The following is a 15,987-nucleotide window of genomic DNA, read 5'->3' as shown; positions in this document are numbered from 1 at the left end:
GCTAAGACAAATATATTTTTTTATATGGAAAAAGCCTTGTTAGATCGGGATTTTAACGTGTTTTTTAGACCAATGACATGATAACACCCTTAAAAATGCAGATTGGTCGACTGCTTTATATAACTCATTACAAAGGAACTCTGTACTTTACTGATGTTGGGAATAGTAGAAAGTTTCTGGATAAAACCGTTAAAAGCTTCAGGATCTTTTACCACTACTTTTAAAACATAATCAAAGATTCCTCCGGTAACATAACCTTCGACTACTTCGTCCAGCGCGGCAACCTGTCTTGAAAATTCCTCCACAAATTCCAGCCGCTGGCTGATTAAGGATACATTGATAATCACCGTAAAATTGAGTCCGACTTTTTTAGGGTCAATAATGGCAACATAGTCTTTAATATACCCCTCGTTTTCCAGTTTTTTAATCCGGTCGTAAACGGAGGTTCTGGACATATTTAGTTTTTCCGTCAGATCGGTAATATCGAATCGCGCATTTTTTTGAAGGATTCGAAGCAGCTCTATCTCTTGTTTGCTTAATTCCTGCATTGGATTTTTTCCTGTTTAGTTATAAAAATAAATCTAATTTAGGATAAAAATCTTTAAAATAAATTCAATTCAGGAATAAATACATATTTTAATCCTGTATGATTTCTTTTGTTCTGTAATTGATACTTTTGTCTGGATAAAACCAAAAAAAGACAAAGGATAATGAACAAATATATAATTATAACAGCATTGGGGGCATTAAGTTTTGGAATGCTTTCTTCGTTTGCTAAAATAGCTTACGGACAAGGATATACACCAGCAGAAATTACTTTAGCGCAGGCCTTTTTCGGAACCTTGATTTTGTGGCTGGTCGTATTTTTCAGAAGAATAAAAAACGGACAAAAACCTCAGCTGAACTGGAAATTACTTTTAGCCGGAACTACCATGGGATCCTCGGCTTATACTTATTATCTTTCAGTGGCTTATATTCCGGCTTCACTGGCTATTGTTTTACTGATGCAGATTACCTGGCTGAGTATTTTAGTAGAATGGATTGCTTATAAAAGGAAACCCAATACGGTTGAGGTGACATCGGCGGTTTGTATTATTTTCGGAACAGTACTGGCCGGAAACCTTACAGATTTGGGACATTTTAATATTTCAGTCACCGGGATTTTGCTAAGTCTGCTATCAGCTCTGCTGTATACTTTTTATATTGTTTTTACCAGTAAGATTGGGAAAGAGACTCCTATGTTTGAGAAAAGTGCTTTAATGACCAGTGGTTCGGCGATGATTATTTTTTTAATCAATTTCGAAGCCATTGCCACAAGTACCCATTTGGATTTTGGACTGGTGCAGTGGGGGACCTTTTTAGCGGTTTTTGGAACTGTGATTCCGCCAATCTGTTTTACGGTTGGAATGCCAAAAATTGGAGCAGGTTTAAGTTCAGTACTCCTGACTTTAGAATTACCGGCGGCGGTATTTTGCGCCCATATTATTCTGGGAGAAAAGGTTACTCTTATGCAAATTACGGGAATTGCGATTATGCTGGCAGCCATTGTCTATCTTAATATTTCGAAAGCCCGAAAAGATAAATTAGTTCAAAAACAAACTGCTGTATGCTGATTGAAGTAAACGGAAACCGACTTTACACGGAATATTACCATGGGTTTGAAAACCGCCCGGTACTTGTTTTTCTGCATGATTCGCTGGGCTGTACAGAACTCTGGCGTGATTTTCCGAAGAAGCTGGCAGAGGCAGCAGGATGTAATGTTTTACTCTATGATCGTCTGGGATATGGAAAATCGGATGTTATGCCTACTTATGTGAGGGATGTGCAGTATTTAGAGACAGAAGCGGTTGTTTTAAACGATCTGCTTGAAAAACTGGAAATAGAAAATGCTCTTTTATTCGGACACAGCGATGGTGGTTCTATTGCCTTAATTGCAGCTGCCCGGTATCCAAACCGGATTAAAATGGTAATCTGCGAAGCGGCGCATATTTTTGTTGAAGAAATTACGCTTGCCGGAATTCGTGAAGCTGTTCAGGTTTATGAAACTACAAATCTGCCGCAAAGACTCCAAAAATATCATGGGAGTAAAGCCGAAACCCTATTTAAAGCCTGGACCCAAACCTGGCTGAGCGCTGACTTTAGAAACTGGAACATCGAAAATGTGCTTCCGGAAATCAGAACGCCCCTTTTGTTTATTCAGGGAGAAAAGGATGAATACGGTACTTTAGAGCAGGTTTACAGGACTGCGGCCCTGATAAATGGAAAATCAGAAACCGTTATTATTCCCAATGCGGGACATACGCCTCATAAAGAAGTCCCGGAACTGGTTTTAAACACAACAGCCGTTTTTATACAAAACAGTTATTAAGCCGCTTTTTGAGCATGTTGTTTTTTTTCCGAAATTTTAAGCTGATTTTCTGTACATAGAATTTTTTCAGTAAGACCATTTCTCTGTACTTCGATCAAATAATGATAGGTCATTTCTTTGACAGCTGATTTTTTGATAAGCCCTTTTTTGAAATCTATTTTTCTTTCTACCACGGTTGCCTTGTAAGATCTCCCACTTATTGTAATATAGGATACCTCTTGTCCTTTTACAAATTTCATCATTTTTAGCTGTTTGTTTTTATAATGTTCGCTAATTAGTAAACTCCATCTTTATGACGGTTTAAAATATTTATAAGGGGGCTAAATATTTTTCATAAACTGGATGTGCAAGTTATAAAGATTCAGAAAAAAGGCACCCCGTATTTTTACCTGTTTTTGCGGTATAACTATTTTATTTAGAGGGAACTAATTTATTAAGAAAAATTTTGTTATTGCTGAATTACCTAAAAAATGATACAATTTAGAACAGTATAATTCAGCTCTTTCTGGGACTGAATTTTTAGTTTTGAAACGATGAATTTTCATTCCAAAATCAAATAAAAAAGTCAAAAATGGTACAGGAAAGGGTAATGGAGAAACTGGCAATTTTAGCCGATGCCGCAAAATATGATGTGTCGTGTTCCTCCAGTAACAGCAGCCGTAAAAATAAAGATAAAGGTTTAGGTGATGCTGCAGGAAACGGAATCTGTCATGCTTATACCGAAGACGGACGCTGTGTTTCCCTGCTTAAAATTTTACTGACAAATCATTGCATTTTTGACTGTGCTTATTGTGTGAGCCGAAAGAGCAACGATATTAAAAGGGCCGCTTTTACAGTACAGGAAGTCGTAGATCTTACCATTGGCTTTTACCGCAGAAATTATATCGAAGGTTTGTTTTTAAGTTCGGGTATTTTTGATAATCCGGATTATACGATGGAACGTCTGGTTCGGATTGTAAAGAAACTGCGTTTGGAAGAAAATTTCAATGGCTATATCCATCTGAAGGCCATTCCGGGAGCGAGCGATGAATTGCTGCGGGAAGCCGGACTGTACGCTGACCGTTTAAGCGTTAATGTTGAAATGCCTACAGAACAAAGTCTTAAACTGCTGGCTCCCGACAAAAATCATGTGGATGTTATTAAACCAATGGAATATCTCAAAAATGAAATCATCGGATATAAAGAAGAAAAGAAACAAAACTACAAAGCTCCTCTTTTTGCTCCGGCAGGACAAAGTACCCAAATGGTGATTGGGGCAACCAGAGAAAATGACATGGAAATTCTGGGAATGGCCAACTACTTTTACGAACAGATGAATATGAAACGTGTTTATTATTCGGGTTATGTTCCTATAAGTTATGATAACCGGCTTCCGGCAATTGGAACCCCGGTTCCCATGATTCGGGAAAACCGATTGTATCAGGCCGACTGGTTAATCCGGTTTTACGGATTCAATGTTAATGAAATTGTAGGTCTCGACCAGCCGAATCTGGACCTGGATATTGATCCTAAACTGGGTTGGGCACTTCGTAATCTGGACCAATTTCCGGTTGACCTTAACACAGCCGACCTGGAACTGATTCAGCGCATTCCGGGAATTGGGATTGTAAGTGCCCAAAAAATCATATCGGCCCGAAAATTTAAAAAACTGCAGGCTGATGATTTGCCTAAACTGGGGATTTCATACAGCAGATCAAAATATTTTCTGGCTTTTGCCACACCCTTTCAGCTGCAGAAAGATTTCACTTCTGCTCAGATTAAAGATTATATAGTGAAGGCACAAAAAAGTAAATACACGTCTAATTTTTCCAATCAGCTTACTTTATTTTAAACGAAATGATACAGTTAATTTACGACGGGACCTTTGAAGGCTGGCTTACTGCAGTATTTGAAATTTATGAGTTTAAACTGAACGATGTTGTATTTGCCAAAGAAGAAGCTTTAGGAACCTTGCTTTTTTCAGAACTGCATCCGGTAAAAAACGATACCATAAAAGCAGACCGGGTTTTAAAGGGATTAAGGGAACGTTTGTCACCGGAAGGATTTTCTAATATCTACAAAGCCTTTTTATCTGAAACAGACAAGATAGACGAAACTCTTTTTCGCTTTGTTCAATATGTATTTTCCAGTTCTGTAAATATCGAAGGCGACTGGAACCGTTTTGAAGTTATGGAGACCAGAAAGGCTGCGCAGTTAACCGGAAAAGAAAGTCACCGGATGAAAGCTTTTGTACGCTTTAAACTGGCGAAGGATAATTTATATTATGCCATTGTAGAACCGGACTGCGATGTACTGCCTTTAATAGAAAATCATTTTAAAAATCGTTATGCCGATCAGCGCTGGCTGATTTATGATGCCAAACGTAAATATGGGATATATTATGATCTAGAAAATACAGCTACAGTCGAACTTCAGTTAGAGACTCCTACGGTTTCTTCCCGGTTTCTGGCTGAAATAGATGACGACGACGAAGAGTTTTTCCAGAATTTATGGAGACGTTATTTTAAAAGCGTGAACATTGAATCCCGAAAAAACACCAAACTTCATGTACAGCATATGCCCAAACGTTACTGGAAGAACCTGACGGAGAAAATTCCGGATCTGAAAAAGTAGGCTTTGGGGGTATTTCACAAAGATACACTAAGTTTTTTCGCAAAGATTCGCAAAGAAATCAACATACATTTGTTGTTTATAGGAATTACTATAAAAAAACTTTGCGAATCTCTGCGGCTTCTCTGTGTATCTTTGTGAAATAACCTTTTTAAATTCCCAAACGGAAATCTTTTACGCTTTTCTGCTCTAAACTAAGAGCTTCAAAATAGCTGGTAGTTCCTTTTTCAACCGGACATTGCGCACTGATTCCGCCCCAGAGTTCTGCAGGATAATTGTTTTTATACAAACGGACCATCTGCCAGGTTTTGTTGTCAAGAGAGTAGTAGCTGGCAACGGTCTGTGTATCCGAAGAAATTTTCATATAAACTGTTTTTCCTTTTACAATATCGTGGTTGTTGTCGTCAGAAGTTCCTATTGTACGAACTGTTACGATTCGGTGATTGCCTCTTTCGTCCTGTTCAAAGCAGAATTTCTGATAAAAATTATCATGAACATACAAATATAAAACGCCTGCATTGTATAAACCGGTTTCAGTAAATTCCGGACTTACTTTTGCGGTAAGGGTAAACGGTTTGGTATTGTCAATTTTAGACAGCAGAATAGGGGCTGAAGTATTGGAAAGTTTATTATTTGGGTCAGAAAAATAATCTTTTTTCTCCCCTACATGAAACAGGATATTCTTTTTCTCATCTACTTTGGCAAGAGTATCGGCTCCGTTTATTGATTTGGTAAAATGAATCTGATCGAGTTTTATATCACAAGCTGTTCCTTTAACAACAGCGGAATCTTTTGTTTTTTCGGGAGCGGCAGCGGTTTGGTTTTCCTTAGGAGTATTGTTGCAGCCTGTTGATAATATTAGTCCTAAGACTGCGCAGCAGTAGATAAATTTAGTTTTCATAAAATGTTTTGTTAGAAATATAAAAATGATAATTTAGGTTTCTCAAATGTAGTCCTGCGTACCGGAAGCGGCAATACGTAAAATTAACCAATTTATAAATCCACAATGTCCCAAGCCTCTATCGAAAATCAGTTAACCTCTGCCTTATTACAGCAGACCTTTCTCGACAGTGAAATTTTAAATATAGTAGAATATAAAAAATCAGTAGTGTCGTATGTAGAGATTGAGCAGTGTGTAGCAGTACTTTCGGATTTTCAGGCGGACTGTAGTTATATTTACGCCGGGAATTTCGGGAAGCTTTTCGGACTTCCGTCAGAAGATATCACAATTGATTCGGCTTTTGAAGACTGTATCTTCAATAAAATTAATGCCGATGATGTTACGGAGCGCCATGCGCTGGAACTTCAGTATTTACAATACCTTAAAAATCTGCCCGGGGAAGAATATCGAAAATACAGTACGTTCAGCCGTTTACGAATTTCAGGTTCAGAGACTCCCCTTTATATCAATCACCGCACCATGTACCTTAAAAAAGCAGCCAATGGCAGTATCTGGCTGGCGTTGTGTTTGTATTCTCCTTCAACTGATCTGCAGGCCCGTAAAGGAATCGACGGCAGAATTGTAAATATGCAGACAGGCGAAACCATTGCTTCTGAACAATACAAACCTTTTGGAGAAACATTACTGTCTAAAAGGGAACTGGAAATCCTAAAACTTACCGCCAAAGGAAACAACAGCGACCAGATTGCGGCAGTATTACATATTTCAGTTTATACGGTCCGCCGCCACAGACAGAATATCATTCAGAAAATGCAGGTTTCCAATACAGCAGAAGCCTTACGAACGGCTTTTGTAATGGGGCTGATTACGGGGTGAAAATTAAAACAGCAGTTTATCTTTATTTATTTTTTTTAAACATTCCAGTTTAATAACCGGACCTACTTGTTAAACTTTAGGTCTTTCATGTATTATGAAGGAGCATTGTTTTATTTTTCAAACGGTTCTGTCTATAAAAATTGATTATTTAATCAGTAATACAGGGAAAGAAAAAGAATAAGTCAAAGTACAATCCTTTTTATAAAAGATCCATTTAAATCATAAACGACAATTTCAAGGCTATTGTTTTCTTCCAGTAAAAGAGCTGCTTTCTCTTCTGCTTGTTCCAGTGTATTTAAAAATAATGAGGGAAGATCTGAATCATCACTTGAAAACCTGGTTTTTCCGTCTAGTTCCAATACAATACCCGTTGCTTTTTCGCATAGAATCATTTTATACATTTTTTATTAAATTTATTTACTCCTCTTCAAAGTATCCAGCAGTTCCGCCAGATCTACAACTCCGTAAGTAGAACAGTAATCGGATACGGCATAAGGAAGGATCAGGCTGTTATTATGAATAATGGCACCGCAGGAATAGACTACGTTAGGAACATAGCCTTCTCTTTCGTCTTCAAGCGGGGAGAGTAAAGGTTCTTTAAGTCTTCCGATTTCTTTGGAAGGATCATCAAGATCAAATAAGGAAGCGCCAATACAGTAGCGTCGCATAGTTCCAACGCCGTGGGTGATTACGAGCCAGCCGTCTTCGGTCCAGAGTGGTGATCCGCAGTTTCCTATCTGGGTAAATTCCCAGGTGTAACGGGGTTCCTGCAGCAGGACAGGCGTATTCCACTGGGTTACGCGGTCGGAGTACATAATGTAATTGTTGACTCCGTCTATCCGGGCCAGCATGGCATATTTGCCTTTTATTTTTCTGGGAAACAAAGCCAGGTTTTTATTCTGTGCCCCGTCGCCGTGTAAAGGCATAACTCTGAAAGAATAAAAGTCTTCAGTAGAAATTAATTTTGGCAGAATAGCATGACCATTATAAGCGGTATAGGTAGCCATAACACGAACCGACTCGTCATCGTCGACAAAACGAACAAAACGGGCATCTTCGATACCACGGCTTTCCGAATCGGAGATCGGGAATATTACCCGTTCTGTAATATCAGAATCGTGTTTGAACTGCAGATCGTAAAAGGAGTTGGCAAGCCATAATATTTCTTCCAGAGCCGTTCTGCGTTCCTGGCGGATAGAAGGATCGCTTAAGGCTGTATTGAGCATGTTTTTGAGGATTGCAAATTCAAATTCATCCGGCAGGTCCTGCATGATTTGAGCAATGTATTTATCCTGTGTATGCATCTCGATGAGCTTGGTTAAAAAACGCTCTTTGTTAAACAGGGTTTTGTGTTCGATTTCGGCCTTATCAATATGATGGCCTATTTTCATGATATGCAGATTATTGTCCCGGTCAAGGATTCCTCTTCTGAAAACAATAGAAGAAATATGGCCTTCGCCGGTGGCACGAAATGAAATAATCACTCTTTTTTCTCCGGCTTCAAGTCCCGACTGGTCAAAATCTTCTACAATCGACGGATTAAAAATAGCGGCCGATTCGATAGCATATTCCATGGTACAATAAGAACCAATAAGCATTTTACGGTTAAGCGATATGGCTTCGTAATCGATCTGCATGGCTTCGATGATAGGTCTTATTTTTTCGCAGTGTCTGAAAAAAATAGCTGAAATATTGCGGTGCCGCCTTGCAAATTCACGCAGGGTTTGTTCTAAAGTTTCTGATACCTGTTTCTCATCCAGCATCATGATACGAATAACCATCTGCTGGGTTCGTTCGTCGCCGTTCATAAAATATCGGGCGACAACTCTTCTGGAATCCGGGGTAAATTTGATGTTTTTTCGTGTAACAGATACTCGCATAGTTTTTTGGTTTTGAATACAGAAAAACAGGCGGCATTGTACGTGATACTAAAATGAACTAAAGTATAGTTCGTCCTGAAGAAGAAAACACATACTTGTCCGGCCTTTTTTTGCTGTAATTACTTTTAATTCTATAACAAGTTACTAAATTTTGTAAACGGAAAAAAACTTTGGGTCCATTAAATTCTCTGTCGGAATCAGATATTTTAAGACCCGGAACCAAATACAATTGCAGAAAAAGATTCTTTATAATTTAGATATACCGTAGTTTTTCTTCTTCAATATCCAGATAATGCATCTGTCTGCGGATAATAGATTCGTCTAAAGTCTGGTCTTCTTTGTTTTTATTGATTAGCCATATTCGCTGCTGGTTCAGCAGATCCAGATAAATATGTTTATGTTCCTGCCCAATAGAGTCGTTATCGATTCCTTTTATGTGCTGCTCCCATTTTTGAATAAGATGCTGTAACGCACCGTTTTCTTCTGCACGGTTTTCATAATTAGTTTTCAGGTAGTCTAAAGCAAATTCAGCCAATTCCTGTTTTAAATGAGAAGAAGCTTCATGGCGGGGAACCGGATCGTAAATATCCGTAAGTTTGATTTTTTTGATGAAATAAGGAAGGGTTAATCCCTGAATTAGTAAGGTCAGCAGTATCACAATAAAAGTGATGAATAAAATCAGGTTACGCTGTGGAAATGCAATACCATTATCCAGATAAACAGGAATAGACAGGGCGGCAGCCAGTGAAACCACACCACGCATTCCGGTCCAGCCTAATATAAAAGGGATTTTGTAGCCGGGATTTCTTTTATCGGCCACCGTAATAAAATTTCGGGCAATCAGGGTTACAATTACAGCACCGTAAGCCGATAAGATCCGGCTGACTATTAATACAAACGTAATCAGCAAGCCATACCCAATTGCTGTTGTAAGGCTCGTGCCTTCGAGTCCGCTGGTGATCTGCGGTAAGTCTAATCCAATCAGCATAAAAACTAATCCGTTTAATATAAAACACAAACTTTCCCAGACATTCATACTCTGTAAACGCGATTTACTGCTGAGAAAACGATGTCTGTTATTGGATAAAAGCAGTCCGCAGCTTACGACAGCCAAAACTCCGGAACTATGCACTTCCTCTGCCGCCAGATAAATGATATAAGGCGTTAATAAGGAAAGAAAGATATCCAGATTGGCATCGGTTGGTAAATATTTGTGGGCTTTCATAAACAGCCATCCTATTACTAAACCAATGGCAGGACCGGCCAGCACCATCCAGCTGAAACTTAAGGCGGCTTCGGAAAAAATAAACTGCTCGGTTGCTACGGCAATCATAGCAAACCTGAAAATGATTAAAGAAGAAGCGTCATTGAGTAAGCTTTCGCCTTCTAAAATAGAAGAAAGCGTTTTAGGAACTTTAACAAATTTTAAAATAGCTCCGGCACTTACGGCATCAGGAGGAGATACAATACCGCCCAGAACAAAACCCAGTGCCAGTGAAAATCCCGGTATAAAATAATTAGCGGCTAAGGCAACAGAAAGTGCCGAAACAAAAACAACTACAAAAGCGAAGCTGGTAATAATCCTGCGCCAGCGCCACATTTGTTTCCAGGAAACGGCCCATGAAGCTTCATAGAGCAAAGGAGGCAGAAAAATAAAAAATATAAGACCGGGATCAATGTCTATAGTGGGAACACCCGGGATAAAACTTATTAATAATCCTGCCAGGACTAAAAGTACAGGATAGGCTACTTTTATTTTATTGGCCAGCATAATCAGCAATAAAATAGCAAGCAGGAGACCAAGGTAAAAAGGTAAATTACTGAGCATTTTTTTAGTTTAGGTTTCTATATTCGACTGGGGTATAACCTGTATTCTTTTTAAACATCCGGTTAAAATGCTGCGGGTATTTAAAACCCAGTTCCAAAGCGATCTGACTAATCGATTTTTCGGTATCGAAAATTCGTTCTTTTGCCAGATTAATGAGTTTTAACTGAATATGTTCCTGCGCTGATTTTCCGGTTTCTTTTTTGACTAAATCCCCAAAATAATTCGGGGAAAGATGCAGAAGCTCTGCAAAATAACCAACAGACGGCAGTCCTGAGTTTTGTGCATTTTCTGACTGAAAATAGTGATTTAGCTGGTTTTCAAATTTTGATAAAATATCAGTATTAAGGTTTTCACGGCTGATAAACTGTCTGTCATAAAAACGAACACAGTAACTCAACAGCAGTTCAATGGTACTGCAGATGATACTTTTACTGTGTTTATCGACAGGAAGGTTTACTTCATATTGTAATTTTTCAAATAAATCTTTTATGATCTGCTGTTCTTTAAGCGATAAATGCAGGGCTTCATGAAAATCATAAGAAAAAAAGGAATACTGGCTTATATTTTTAGATAGGGAAGATCCTTTTATAAAATCAGGATGAAACAAAAGTGTTAATCCGGTCGATTTATAATCGTCGGTGTTATTCACTTCGAGCACCTGACCGGGGGCAACAAAAACCATAGTGCCATCTTCATAATCATAATTATTACGGCCGTATTTTAAGGCACCGCAATTTCCGGCTTTTAAAAATACAGCATAAAAACCAAAGTGTAAACGGGTGTGATTGGGTAAAGGACTGCTTTTAGAATTATCAAAAACACTTAATAAAGGCTGCTGTGTTTCAATTCCTTTTAACTGATTGTACTGAGAGGTTTTTTCAAGTTTGATGAAGCGTTCCATAATTCTTAAATTACAATTATTTACACAAATATAGTATTCAGATTCTTAATAACTTAGTGTGATTATTCAAATCAGTAAAAATGGTAATAACAGCAGTAATAGGTATTATATCCAAACCAGATTATTGACGGAAATTTGTATCGTTAAAAGACAGCTGTACTTTCTCAATAGTAAAATAAATAAAATTATGGAAAAAAGAATATTAGGAACACAGGGATTAGAGGTTTCTGCATTAGGACTGGGCTGTATGGGATTAAGTTTTGCTTATGGTACCGCAATGGACAAACAGGAGGGTATCAGACTAATCAGAGAAGCTTATGAACAGGGAATTACGTTTTTTGATACGGCCGAGGCGTATGGTATTGCGAATGAAGAGCTGGTAGGGGAGGCTTTGAAACCGTTTAGAAAAGAAGTGGTTATTGCGACTAAATTTGGTTTTAAAGGCGGGAGTGCCCACGATGGAATGGACAGCCGTCCGGAACGTATCAGGGCGGTTGCCGAAGAATCTCTGCGACGTTTAAAAACAGATGTTATTGATTTATTATATCAGCACAGGGTAGATCCCAATGTGCCTATGGAAGAGGTTGCCGGAACGGTTAAAGATCTGATACAGGAAGGAAAAGTAAAATACTTCGGACTTTCGGAAGCCGGGGTCAACTCGATCAGAAAAGCACATGCGGTTCAGCCGGTATCGGCTTTACAAAGTGAATATTCGATCTGGTGGCGCGAACCGGAACAGGAAATTTTGCCGGCACTGGAGGAACTGGGAATTGGCTTTGTTCCGTTTAGTCCGTTAGGAAGAGGATTTTTAACGGGTGCTATTACAGAAAACACCAGTTTTGAAGCCACTGATTTTAGAAATAACCTGCCGCGTTTTACGAAAGAGAATTTAAAAGCAAACCAGAAATTGGTTGCTTTACTGGCAGCCATTGCTTCTCAAAAACAGGCATCTCCGGCGCAGATTGCATTAGGATGGTTATTGGCGCAAAAACCTTGGATTGCCCCTATTCCGGGTACCACAAAATTACACCGCTTAACAGAAAATATTGGAGCGGCTTTAATTCATTTATCACCCGAGGATATTAAAAAAATTGATGAGGCTTTTGCCCAGACCACTATACAGGGAGAACGTTATCCGGTACACCTGCAGCAGGCAGCCGGAAAATAAGGGTTCTGTAAAAAATAAAAGTGCTGAATTGAAAGATTCAGCACTTTTACATAACTAACCATAAAACATCATTCTATTACATTTTTACAAGTGGCAGACTAAAATTTACTTTTATTTTTTCAGCTACTTTTTTACTCACCAGTTTTGGGATTTCAATAGCGAAATCACTGGCCAGTACTTCAAAATTTCCGGTTACCGTGATTTTATCATCGGATTTTGAAATTTTGGCATTGGCGGTTATCTTTTTTGTTTTTCCGTGCAGGGTCAGATCTCCGGAAATCTTAACGGCTTTTGCAGCACCGGAAAGTTTGGAGATGTCAAACTCTTCGATTTTTCCCTTAAAAGAGGCTTTGGGAAATTTGTCCGATTCGACATAGTTTTCATTAAAGTGTTCTTCCATTAAAGCTACTTTAAAACGGAATCCTTTCATGAGTGTCAAAACAGCGATTTCCCCGCTCGCTGATTCTAAAATAGCAGAGGTATTTTTATTTTCGGCCGCTACTTCTTCAAGAGCGTCCAAAGTAGCTTCAAACTTTAAGTTTCCTGTTTTAGTGGCGTATTTCTGGGCAGAAACCTGAAAGATTCCGGCCAGCAGAAATAACAGTACAATTTGCTTTTTCATTTTTCTGTTGCTTTATTTTTCTAATAATCCGTCAGTATTCCACTGCAGGATCGTATTGATTTTGTCCTGTGCCATTCTTCCGGCTCTCGGCATCTGTCCCGGAGTTCCGTTCTGGCGCTGAATCCGGTCCAGTAAATCCGTGTTTTGTACAGCATTTTTTACTTCGGCATAAGTCTCCAGCGGCAGTAATGTTCCTCCGGAAGCATGACAGGCGATACAGTTGGCATCGATAATCGCTTTAGCATTGGCGCTGTAGGTAACCGGTCCGGTGATCACTTCTTTTTCTTCGAGACTCTCGTAAGTATTCGATTCGCAGCTGTATAAGAATAATACAATGCCGGATAGATATAGGTACTTTTTCATAATTGTATGCTTTTAAAAAACTCTGTATAAATTAAACCCGAAGAAAAAATCGCCTTTGCCCCAGTCACCCGCCGCGTTGGTCAGATAACCGCTCTCTGTCATAGACTGGGAGTTGGTAAAGATTAACTGAAAAATATGGCCTCCGGTTTCGATGTCAAGTCCAACAGATAAAGGATTTTTATAAAAATCAGGTTTATTGAAGTTTTCACCATATTCGAGGTTCAGGGAAAGCCTTTTGGTTAGTTTTAACCTTCCTCCGGCGCTTAAAGTAAACTGATTGTCGTTTTCAAGATCCGGATTGTACAGGTTTTTATGAATAAACGAAGGAGCCAGTTGCAGGGACAATTTCTCGGAAAACTTTCTGGAAATTAAAAGCTGATTGATATAGGTTAAACGATCCGAAAATTCAATTTTAGGATAATCGTCTTTTTTTAGTCCGCTGTTAATATCAATGGTATTGTAACCTACAATTTCAAAAGGAAAGGTATCATTTTGTCTTGCCAGTCTGTATTTTACCGAGGTTTCATAAATTTTGAGCAGTGTATGGCGTGAAGCGCTTACCGAAAGCCAGTCTGTTACACCATAAATTCCGCCTAGTTTGGTAGTAGCATCGTCAAAACCAAAAAACTCGGAGATTCCGCCTTTTACAGAACCAAAACGGTGTGATATTACAATATACAGTTCTTTTTTGGCAGGCAGCTTGGTAGACTGCAGGGTAATAATCTGCAGACCTTTAAAAGCGGCTGTGGCATTTTTATCGACTACTTGTGTGGAGTCCAGACTCGATAATAAATCATCCTGTGCATTGGCGCAGAAACAGATTAAAAAGCTGGCCAGTAAAAATATTTTTCTCATATTTAGTGTTGTTGTATACTGCATTGATCCAATTTTACGATTTCGAATAAATCATCAAACCCAATACATCTTCCTTTTATCCTGATTTGTTTGTTTGCTGAATGGTATTTTCCTTTTTCATTCATTTTACAAAACACCTTTCCATCAATTACTAAAGTAGAATCTGTGGCTTCAGAAACAGCGCCTTCAATTTCAATGGTTTTGTTTAAATAACTGGAGTCTGCCTTTGACGGATTTTGGGCGTATTGATTTTCTAAATTTTCAGCAGAAATAGTAAGCAGTGATTTTTCATTAGTGATATCTCTGGCATCTTTGTATAAAACATACTGGTAGATATAATAAGGGCCAAAACTGATCACTAATAAAAAGATCAAAACCTTGATTTTTGTTTTACTCATGAGAATTTCAGGTTTAAATTCTGGAATTGTTTTCGGGGATTTTTCTCTTAGGAATTTCAAATCAGCCCGACAGCTGCCGGACTGATCTGAAATAGTTATTTTGCTTTTTTAGATAGCAAGCGGAATGTTCTGTACAGGTACCGGCCAGACACCAGGAGCAGGAAAACTGATTCCTTTGTTGGCACCTCTTACATTAGCATCCTGTCCAAAATAATATAGAGGCCAGCCATTGTAAACCAGCTGCGATTTACCAAATACGGTAATAACAGCGAATTTCGATTTGTCCAGAACAGAAGGCACTACAATTTTGTCTGTTTCGTATATTGGCCAGACCGCATTGTTAGAGAAATCGGAATTTGTAAAATTGTTTTTCTTGAAATTGTCGTTTTTAAAAGTGTAAAGCGTCACCCCTTTAGCGTCTGTAAAGTAAGTTGTTGCTCCGTCTCCCTCTGTGTAGTCTGACTTGTAGTTTTTACCGTCATGCCCCACAAGCTGGCTTCTTACAATCATGATCGAATAATCCGGTTTTGCTACAAACCAGACACCGCCAACACCTTCTCCGGTAGTTTTACCAGGAGCTTCAGGTGTATTGGCTGTATGCCCATATCCGTCATCGGTTCCGGGAGCATAATAATACAAAGGCCATCCTTTATAAGTGAGCTGTTTTTTAGAAGAAGGAGTGGTTATCGTTCCAAAATCAGAGAAAGTAAGTCCCGTGCCTAATTTAGCAGCGGTTAAATTATCTACATAAAAAGGAGGCCAGACAGCTTCACATCCTCCTGTACAGGTAGATTGCATTTTTGAATCGGTTGAAAAGAAATATAAAGCTCTTCCGTCTTTATCAGTAAGATAAGAACCTAATGTAGTACTGGAAGCCAGGGTTACTTCTTTTTTAACTTCTGGAGTCGGATCTGGGGTATTGTTTTCCGGACTGTCACTATTGTCACTGCTGCAGCTTACAAAAAACAGGGCTGCTGAAAAAGCAGTTAAAGCGAATTTAAATGGGTTTAATTTCATTGTTGTTTTGATTTATGTTATATTGAATTTAAAGGGAGCTTTACCGGAATAGTAAAGCGTTTTGCTGTGGTTATGGTATATCATTACGATATGCTTTTTTCTTTTGAGCATTTCGTTTCATAAATAGGTTATGCTACGAGCTGTCATAGGAATAGAAGCCTTCCTGATGGTATACGATTCCGTTTTTAAAGGCGGTCATT

The 15,987-nt window shown here is 38.7% G+C and carries 18 protein-coding genes; 6 read left to right on the top strand and 12 right to left on the bottom strand.

Going from position 1 to position 15,987, the window contains the following annotated elements; genetic code table 11:
* Positions 1 to 89: 89 nt before the first annotated feature.
* The gene (locus tag ACODST_RS04275; RefSeq protein ID WP_488930873.1) at positions 90 to 548 is read right to left on the bottom strand and encodes an Lrp/AsnC family transcriptional regulator; all 459 of its coding nucleotides are present in this window, start codon (positions 546 to 548) and stop codon (positions 90 to 92) included.
* Positions 549 to 710: 162 nt separating this feature from the next.
* Here ACODST_RS04275 and ACODST_RS04270 point away from each other — a divergent pair, with 162 nt between their 5' ends.
* Positions 711 to 1,613, top strand: a complete 903-nt coding sequence (locus ACODST_RS04270; RefSeq protein WP_488930872.1) for an EamA family transporter — start codon at positions 711 to 713, stop codon at positions 1,611 to 1,613.
* Positions 1,607 to 2,368 carry an alpha/beta fold hydrolase gene (locus ACODST_RS04265; RefSeq protein WP_488930871.1) on the top strand — a complete coding sequence of 254 codons (762 nt, stop codon included), beginning with the start codon at positions 1,607 to 1,609 and terminating at the stop codon, positions 2,366 to 2,368. Before ACODST_RS04270 ends, ACODST_RS04265 begins: the two co-directional genes overlap by 7 nt.
* Here the strand turns inward: ACODST_RS04265 and ACODST_RS04260 are convergent.
* The gene (locus tag ACODST_RS04260; protein ID WP_488930870.1) at positions 2,365 to 2,610 is read right to left on the bottom strand and encodes a hypothetical protein; all 246 of its coding nucleotides are present in this window, start codon (positions 2,608 to 2,610) and stop codon (positions 2,365 to 2,367) included. The genes ACODST_RS04265 and ACODST_RS04260 overlap by 4 nt on opposite strands.
* Positions 2,611 to 2,939: 329 nt before the next feature.
* On the opposite strand from ACODST_RS04260, the gene ACODST_RS04255 reads away from it, so the two are divergent.
* Positions 2,940 to 4,199 (top strand): putative DNA modification/repair radical SAM protein, encoded by a 1,260-nt coding sequence (locus ACODST_RS04255; protein WP_488930869.1) that lies wholly within the window; start codon positions 2,940 to 2,942, stop codon positions 4,197 to 4,199.
* Positions 4,200 to 4,204: 5 nt separating this feature from the next.
* Positions 4,205 to 4,981, top strand: a complete 777-nt coding sequence (locus ACODST_RS04250; protein WP_488930868.1) for a TIGR03915 family putative DNA repair protein — start codon at positions 4,205 to 4,207, stop codon at positions 4,979 to 4,981.
* Between the two features lie 148 nt (positions 4,982 to 5,129).
* On the opposite strand, the gene ACODST_RS04245 is transcribed toward ACODST_RS04250, so the two are convergent.
* A complete protein-coding gene (locus tag ACODST_RS04245; protein WP_488930867.1) occupies positions 5,130 to 5,879 on the bottom strand; it encodes a DUF1349 domain-containing protein in 750 nt (249 codons plus the stop codon).
* Between the two features lie 105 nt (positions 5,880 to 5,984).
* Between ACODST_RS04245 and ACODST_RS04240 the strand changes: the two genes are divergently transcribed.
* Positions 5,985 to 6,755, top strand: coding sequence for a response regulator transcription factor (locus ACODST_RS04240; protein ID WP_488930866.1), 771 nt, complete (start codon positions 5,985 to 5,987; stop codon positions 6,753 to 6,755).
* A gap of 182 nt (positions 6,756 to 6,937) precedes the next feature.
* Here ACODST_RS04240 and ACODST_RS04235 read toward each other — a convergent pair whose 3' ends face one another.
* The 4 genes from ACODST_RS04235 to ACODST_RS04220 all read right to left on the bottom strand — a co-directional run bounded on the left by ACODST_RS04235 (position 6,938) and on the right by ACODST_RS04220 (position 11,364).
* Positions 6,938 to 7,147, bottom strand: a complete 210-nt coding sequence (locus ACODST_RS04235) for a hypothetical protein (RefSeq protein ID WP_488930865.1) — start codon at positions 7,145 to 7,147, stop codon at positions 6,938 to 6,940.
* Positions 7,148 to 7,168: 21 nt separating this feature from the next.
* The gene (locus ACODST_RS04230) at positions 7,169 to 8,635 is read right to left on the bottom strand and encodes a glycoside hydrolase family 130 protein (protein ID WP_488930864.1); all 1,467 of its coding nucleotides are present in this window, start codon (positions 8,633 to 8,635) and stop codon (positions 7,169 to 7,171) included.
* 253 nt (positions 8,636 to 8,888) lie between these two features.
* Positions 8,889 to 10,463: a Na+/H+ antiporter gene (locus tag ACODST_RS04225; RefSeq protein ID WP_488930863.1), complete on the bottom strand. Its 1,575-nt coding sequence runs from the start codon at positions 10,461 to 10,463 to the stop codon at positions 8,889 to 8,891.
* Positions 10,464 to 10,467: 4 nt separating this feature from the next.
* Positions 10,468 to 11,364, bottom strand: a complete 897-nt coding sequence (locus tag ACODST_RS04220; protein WP_488930862.1) for a helix-turn-helix domain-containing protein — start codon at positions 11,362 to 11,364, stop codon at positions 10,468 to 10,470.
* 187 nt (positions 11,365 to 11,551) lie between these two features.
* Between ACODST_RS04220 and ACODST_RS04215 the strand changes: the two genes are divergently transcribed.
* Positions 11,552 to 12,532: an aldo/keto reductase gene (locus ACODST_RS04215; protein ID WP_488930861.1), complete on the top strand. Its 981-nt coding sequence runs from the start codon at positions 11,552 to 11,554 to the stop codon at positions 12,530 to 12,532.
* A gap of 76 nt (positions 12,533 to 12,608) precedes the next feature.
* On the opposite strand, the gene ACODST_RS04210 is transcribed toward ACODST_RS04215, so the two are convergent.
* The 5 genes from ACODST_RS04210 to ACODST_RS04190 all read right to left on the bottom strand — a co-directional run bounded on the left by ACODST_RS04210 (position 12,609) and on the right by ACODST_RS04190 (position 15,787).
* A complete protein-coding gene (locus ACODST_RS04210) occupies positions 12,609 to 13,154 on the bottom strand; it encodes a YceI family protein (protein ID WP_488930860.1) in 546 nt (181 codons plus the stop codon).
* A gap of 12 nt (positions 13,155 to 13,166) precedes the next feature.
* Positions 13,167 to 13,517: a cytochrome c gene (locus tag ACODST_RS04205; RefSeq protein ID WP_488930859.1), complete on the bottom strand. Its 351-nt coding sequence runs from the start codon at positions 13,515 to 13,517 to the stop codon at positions 13,167 to 13,169.
* A gap of 12 nt (positions 13,518 to 13,529) precedes the next feature.
* Positions 13,530 to 14,372 (bottom strand): DUF5777 family beta-barrel protein, encoded by an 843-nt coding sequence (locus ACODST_RS04200; protein WP_488930858.1) that lies wholly within the window; start codon positions 14,370 to 14,372, stop codon positions 13,530 to 13,532.
* Positions 14,373 to 14,374: 2 nt separating this feature from the next.
* The gene (locus ACODST_RS04195; protein WP_488930857.1) at positions 14,375 to 14,770 is read right to left on the bottom strand and encodes an OB-fold protein; all 396 of its coding nucleotides are present in this window, start codon (positions 14,768 to 14,770) and stop codon (positions 14,375 to 14,377) included.
* A 108-nt stretch (positions 14,771 to 14,878) separates the two neighbouring features.
* Complete coding sequence (locus ACODST_RS04190) at positions 14,879 to 15,787, bottom strand: COG4315 family predicted lipoprotein (RefSeq protein WP_488930856.1); 909 nt, start codon at positions 15,785 to 15,787, stop codon at positions 14,879 to 14,881.
* Positions 15,788 to 15,987 lie beyond the last annotated feature (200 nt).

Source organism: Flavobacterium sp. FG19, from assembly GCF_057809475.1.
The sequence above is the reverse complement of the archived record's forward strand: the minus strand, read 5'-3'. Positions and strand labels throughout refer to the sequence as shown.

Excerpts from the sequence above, each read along its gene's own strand:
- ACODST_RS04275 (WP_488930873.1), bottom strand. The coding sequence starts at position 548 with ATGCAGGAATTAAGCAAACAAGAGATAGAGCTGCTTCGAATCCTTCAA.
- ACODST_RS04270 (WP_488930872.1), top strand. The coding sequence starts at position 711 with ATGAACAAATATATAATTATAACAGCATTGGGGGCATTAAGTTTTGGA.
- ACODST_RS04265 (WP_488930871.1), top strand. The coding sequence starts at position 1,607 with ATGCTGATTGAAGTAAACGGAAACCGACTTTACACGGAATATTACCAT.
- ACODST_RS04260 (WP_488930870.1), bottom strand. The coding sequence starts at position 2,610 with ATGATGAAATTTGTAAAAGGACAAGAGGTATCCTATATTACAATAAGT.
- ACODST_RS04255 (WP_488930869.1), top strand. The coding sequence starts at position 2,940 with ATGGTACAGGAAAGGGTAATGGAGAAACTGGCAATTTTAGCCGATGCC.
- ACODST_RS04250 (WP_488930868.1), top strand. The coding sequence starts at position 4,205 with ATGATACAGTTAATTTACGACGGGACCTTTGAAGGCTGGCTTACTGCA.
- ACODST_RS04245 (WP_488930867.1), bottom strand. The coding sequence starts at position 5,879 with ATGAAAACTAAATTTATCTACTGCTGCGCAGTCTTAGGACTAATATTA.
- ACODST_RS04240 (WP_488930866.1), top strand. The coding sequence starts at position 5,985 with ATGTCCCAAGCCTCTATCGAAAATCAGTTAACCTCTGCCTTATTACAG.
- ACODST_RS04235 (WP_488930865.1), bottom strand. The coding sequence starts at position 7,147 with ATGATTCTATGCGAAAAAGCAACGGGTATTGTATTGGAACTAGACGGA.
- ACODST_RS04230 (WP_488930864.1), bottom strand. The coding sequence starts at position 8,635 with ATGCGAGTATCTGTTACACGAAAAAACATCAAATTTACCCCGGATTCC.
- ACODST_RS04225 (WP_488930863.1), bottom strand. The coding sequence starts at position 10,463 with ATGCTCAGTAATTTACCTTTTTACCTTGGTCTCCTGCTTGCTATTTTA.
- ACODST_RS04220 (WP_488930862.1), bottom strand. The coding sequence starts at position 11,364 with ATGGAACGCTTCATCAAACTTGAAAAAACCTCTCAGTACAATCAGTTA.
- ACODST_RS04215 (WP_488930861.1), top strand. The coding sequence starts at position 11,552 with ATGGAAAAAAGAATATTAGGAACACAGGGATTAGAGGTTTCTGCATTA.
- ACODST_RS04210 (WP_488930860.1), bottom strand. The coding sequence starts at position 13,154 with ATGAAAAAGCAAATTGTACTGTTATTTCTGCTGGCCGGAATCTTTCAG.
- ACODST_RS04205 (WP_488930859.1), bottom strand. The coding sequence starts at position 13,517 with ATGAAAAAGTACCTATATCTATCCGGCATTGTATTATTCTTATACAGC.
- ACODST_RS04200 (WP_488930858.1), bottom strand. The coding sequence starts at position 14,372 with ATGAGAAAAATATTTTTACTGGCCAGCTTTTTAATCTGTTTCTGCGCC.
- ACODST_RS04195 (WP_488930857.1), bottom strand. The coding sequence starts at position 14,770 with ATGAGTAAAACAAAAATCAAGGTTTTGATCTTTTTATTAGTGATCAGT.
- ACODST_RS04190 (WP_488930856.1), bottom strand. The coding sequence starts at position 15,787 with ATGAAATTAAACCCATTTAAATTCGCTTTAACTGCTTTTTCAGCAGCC.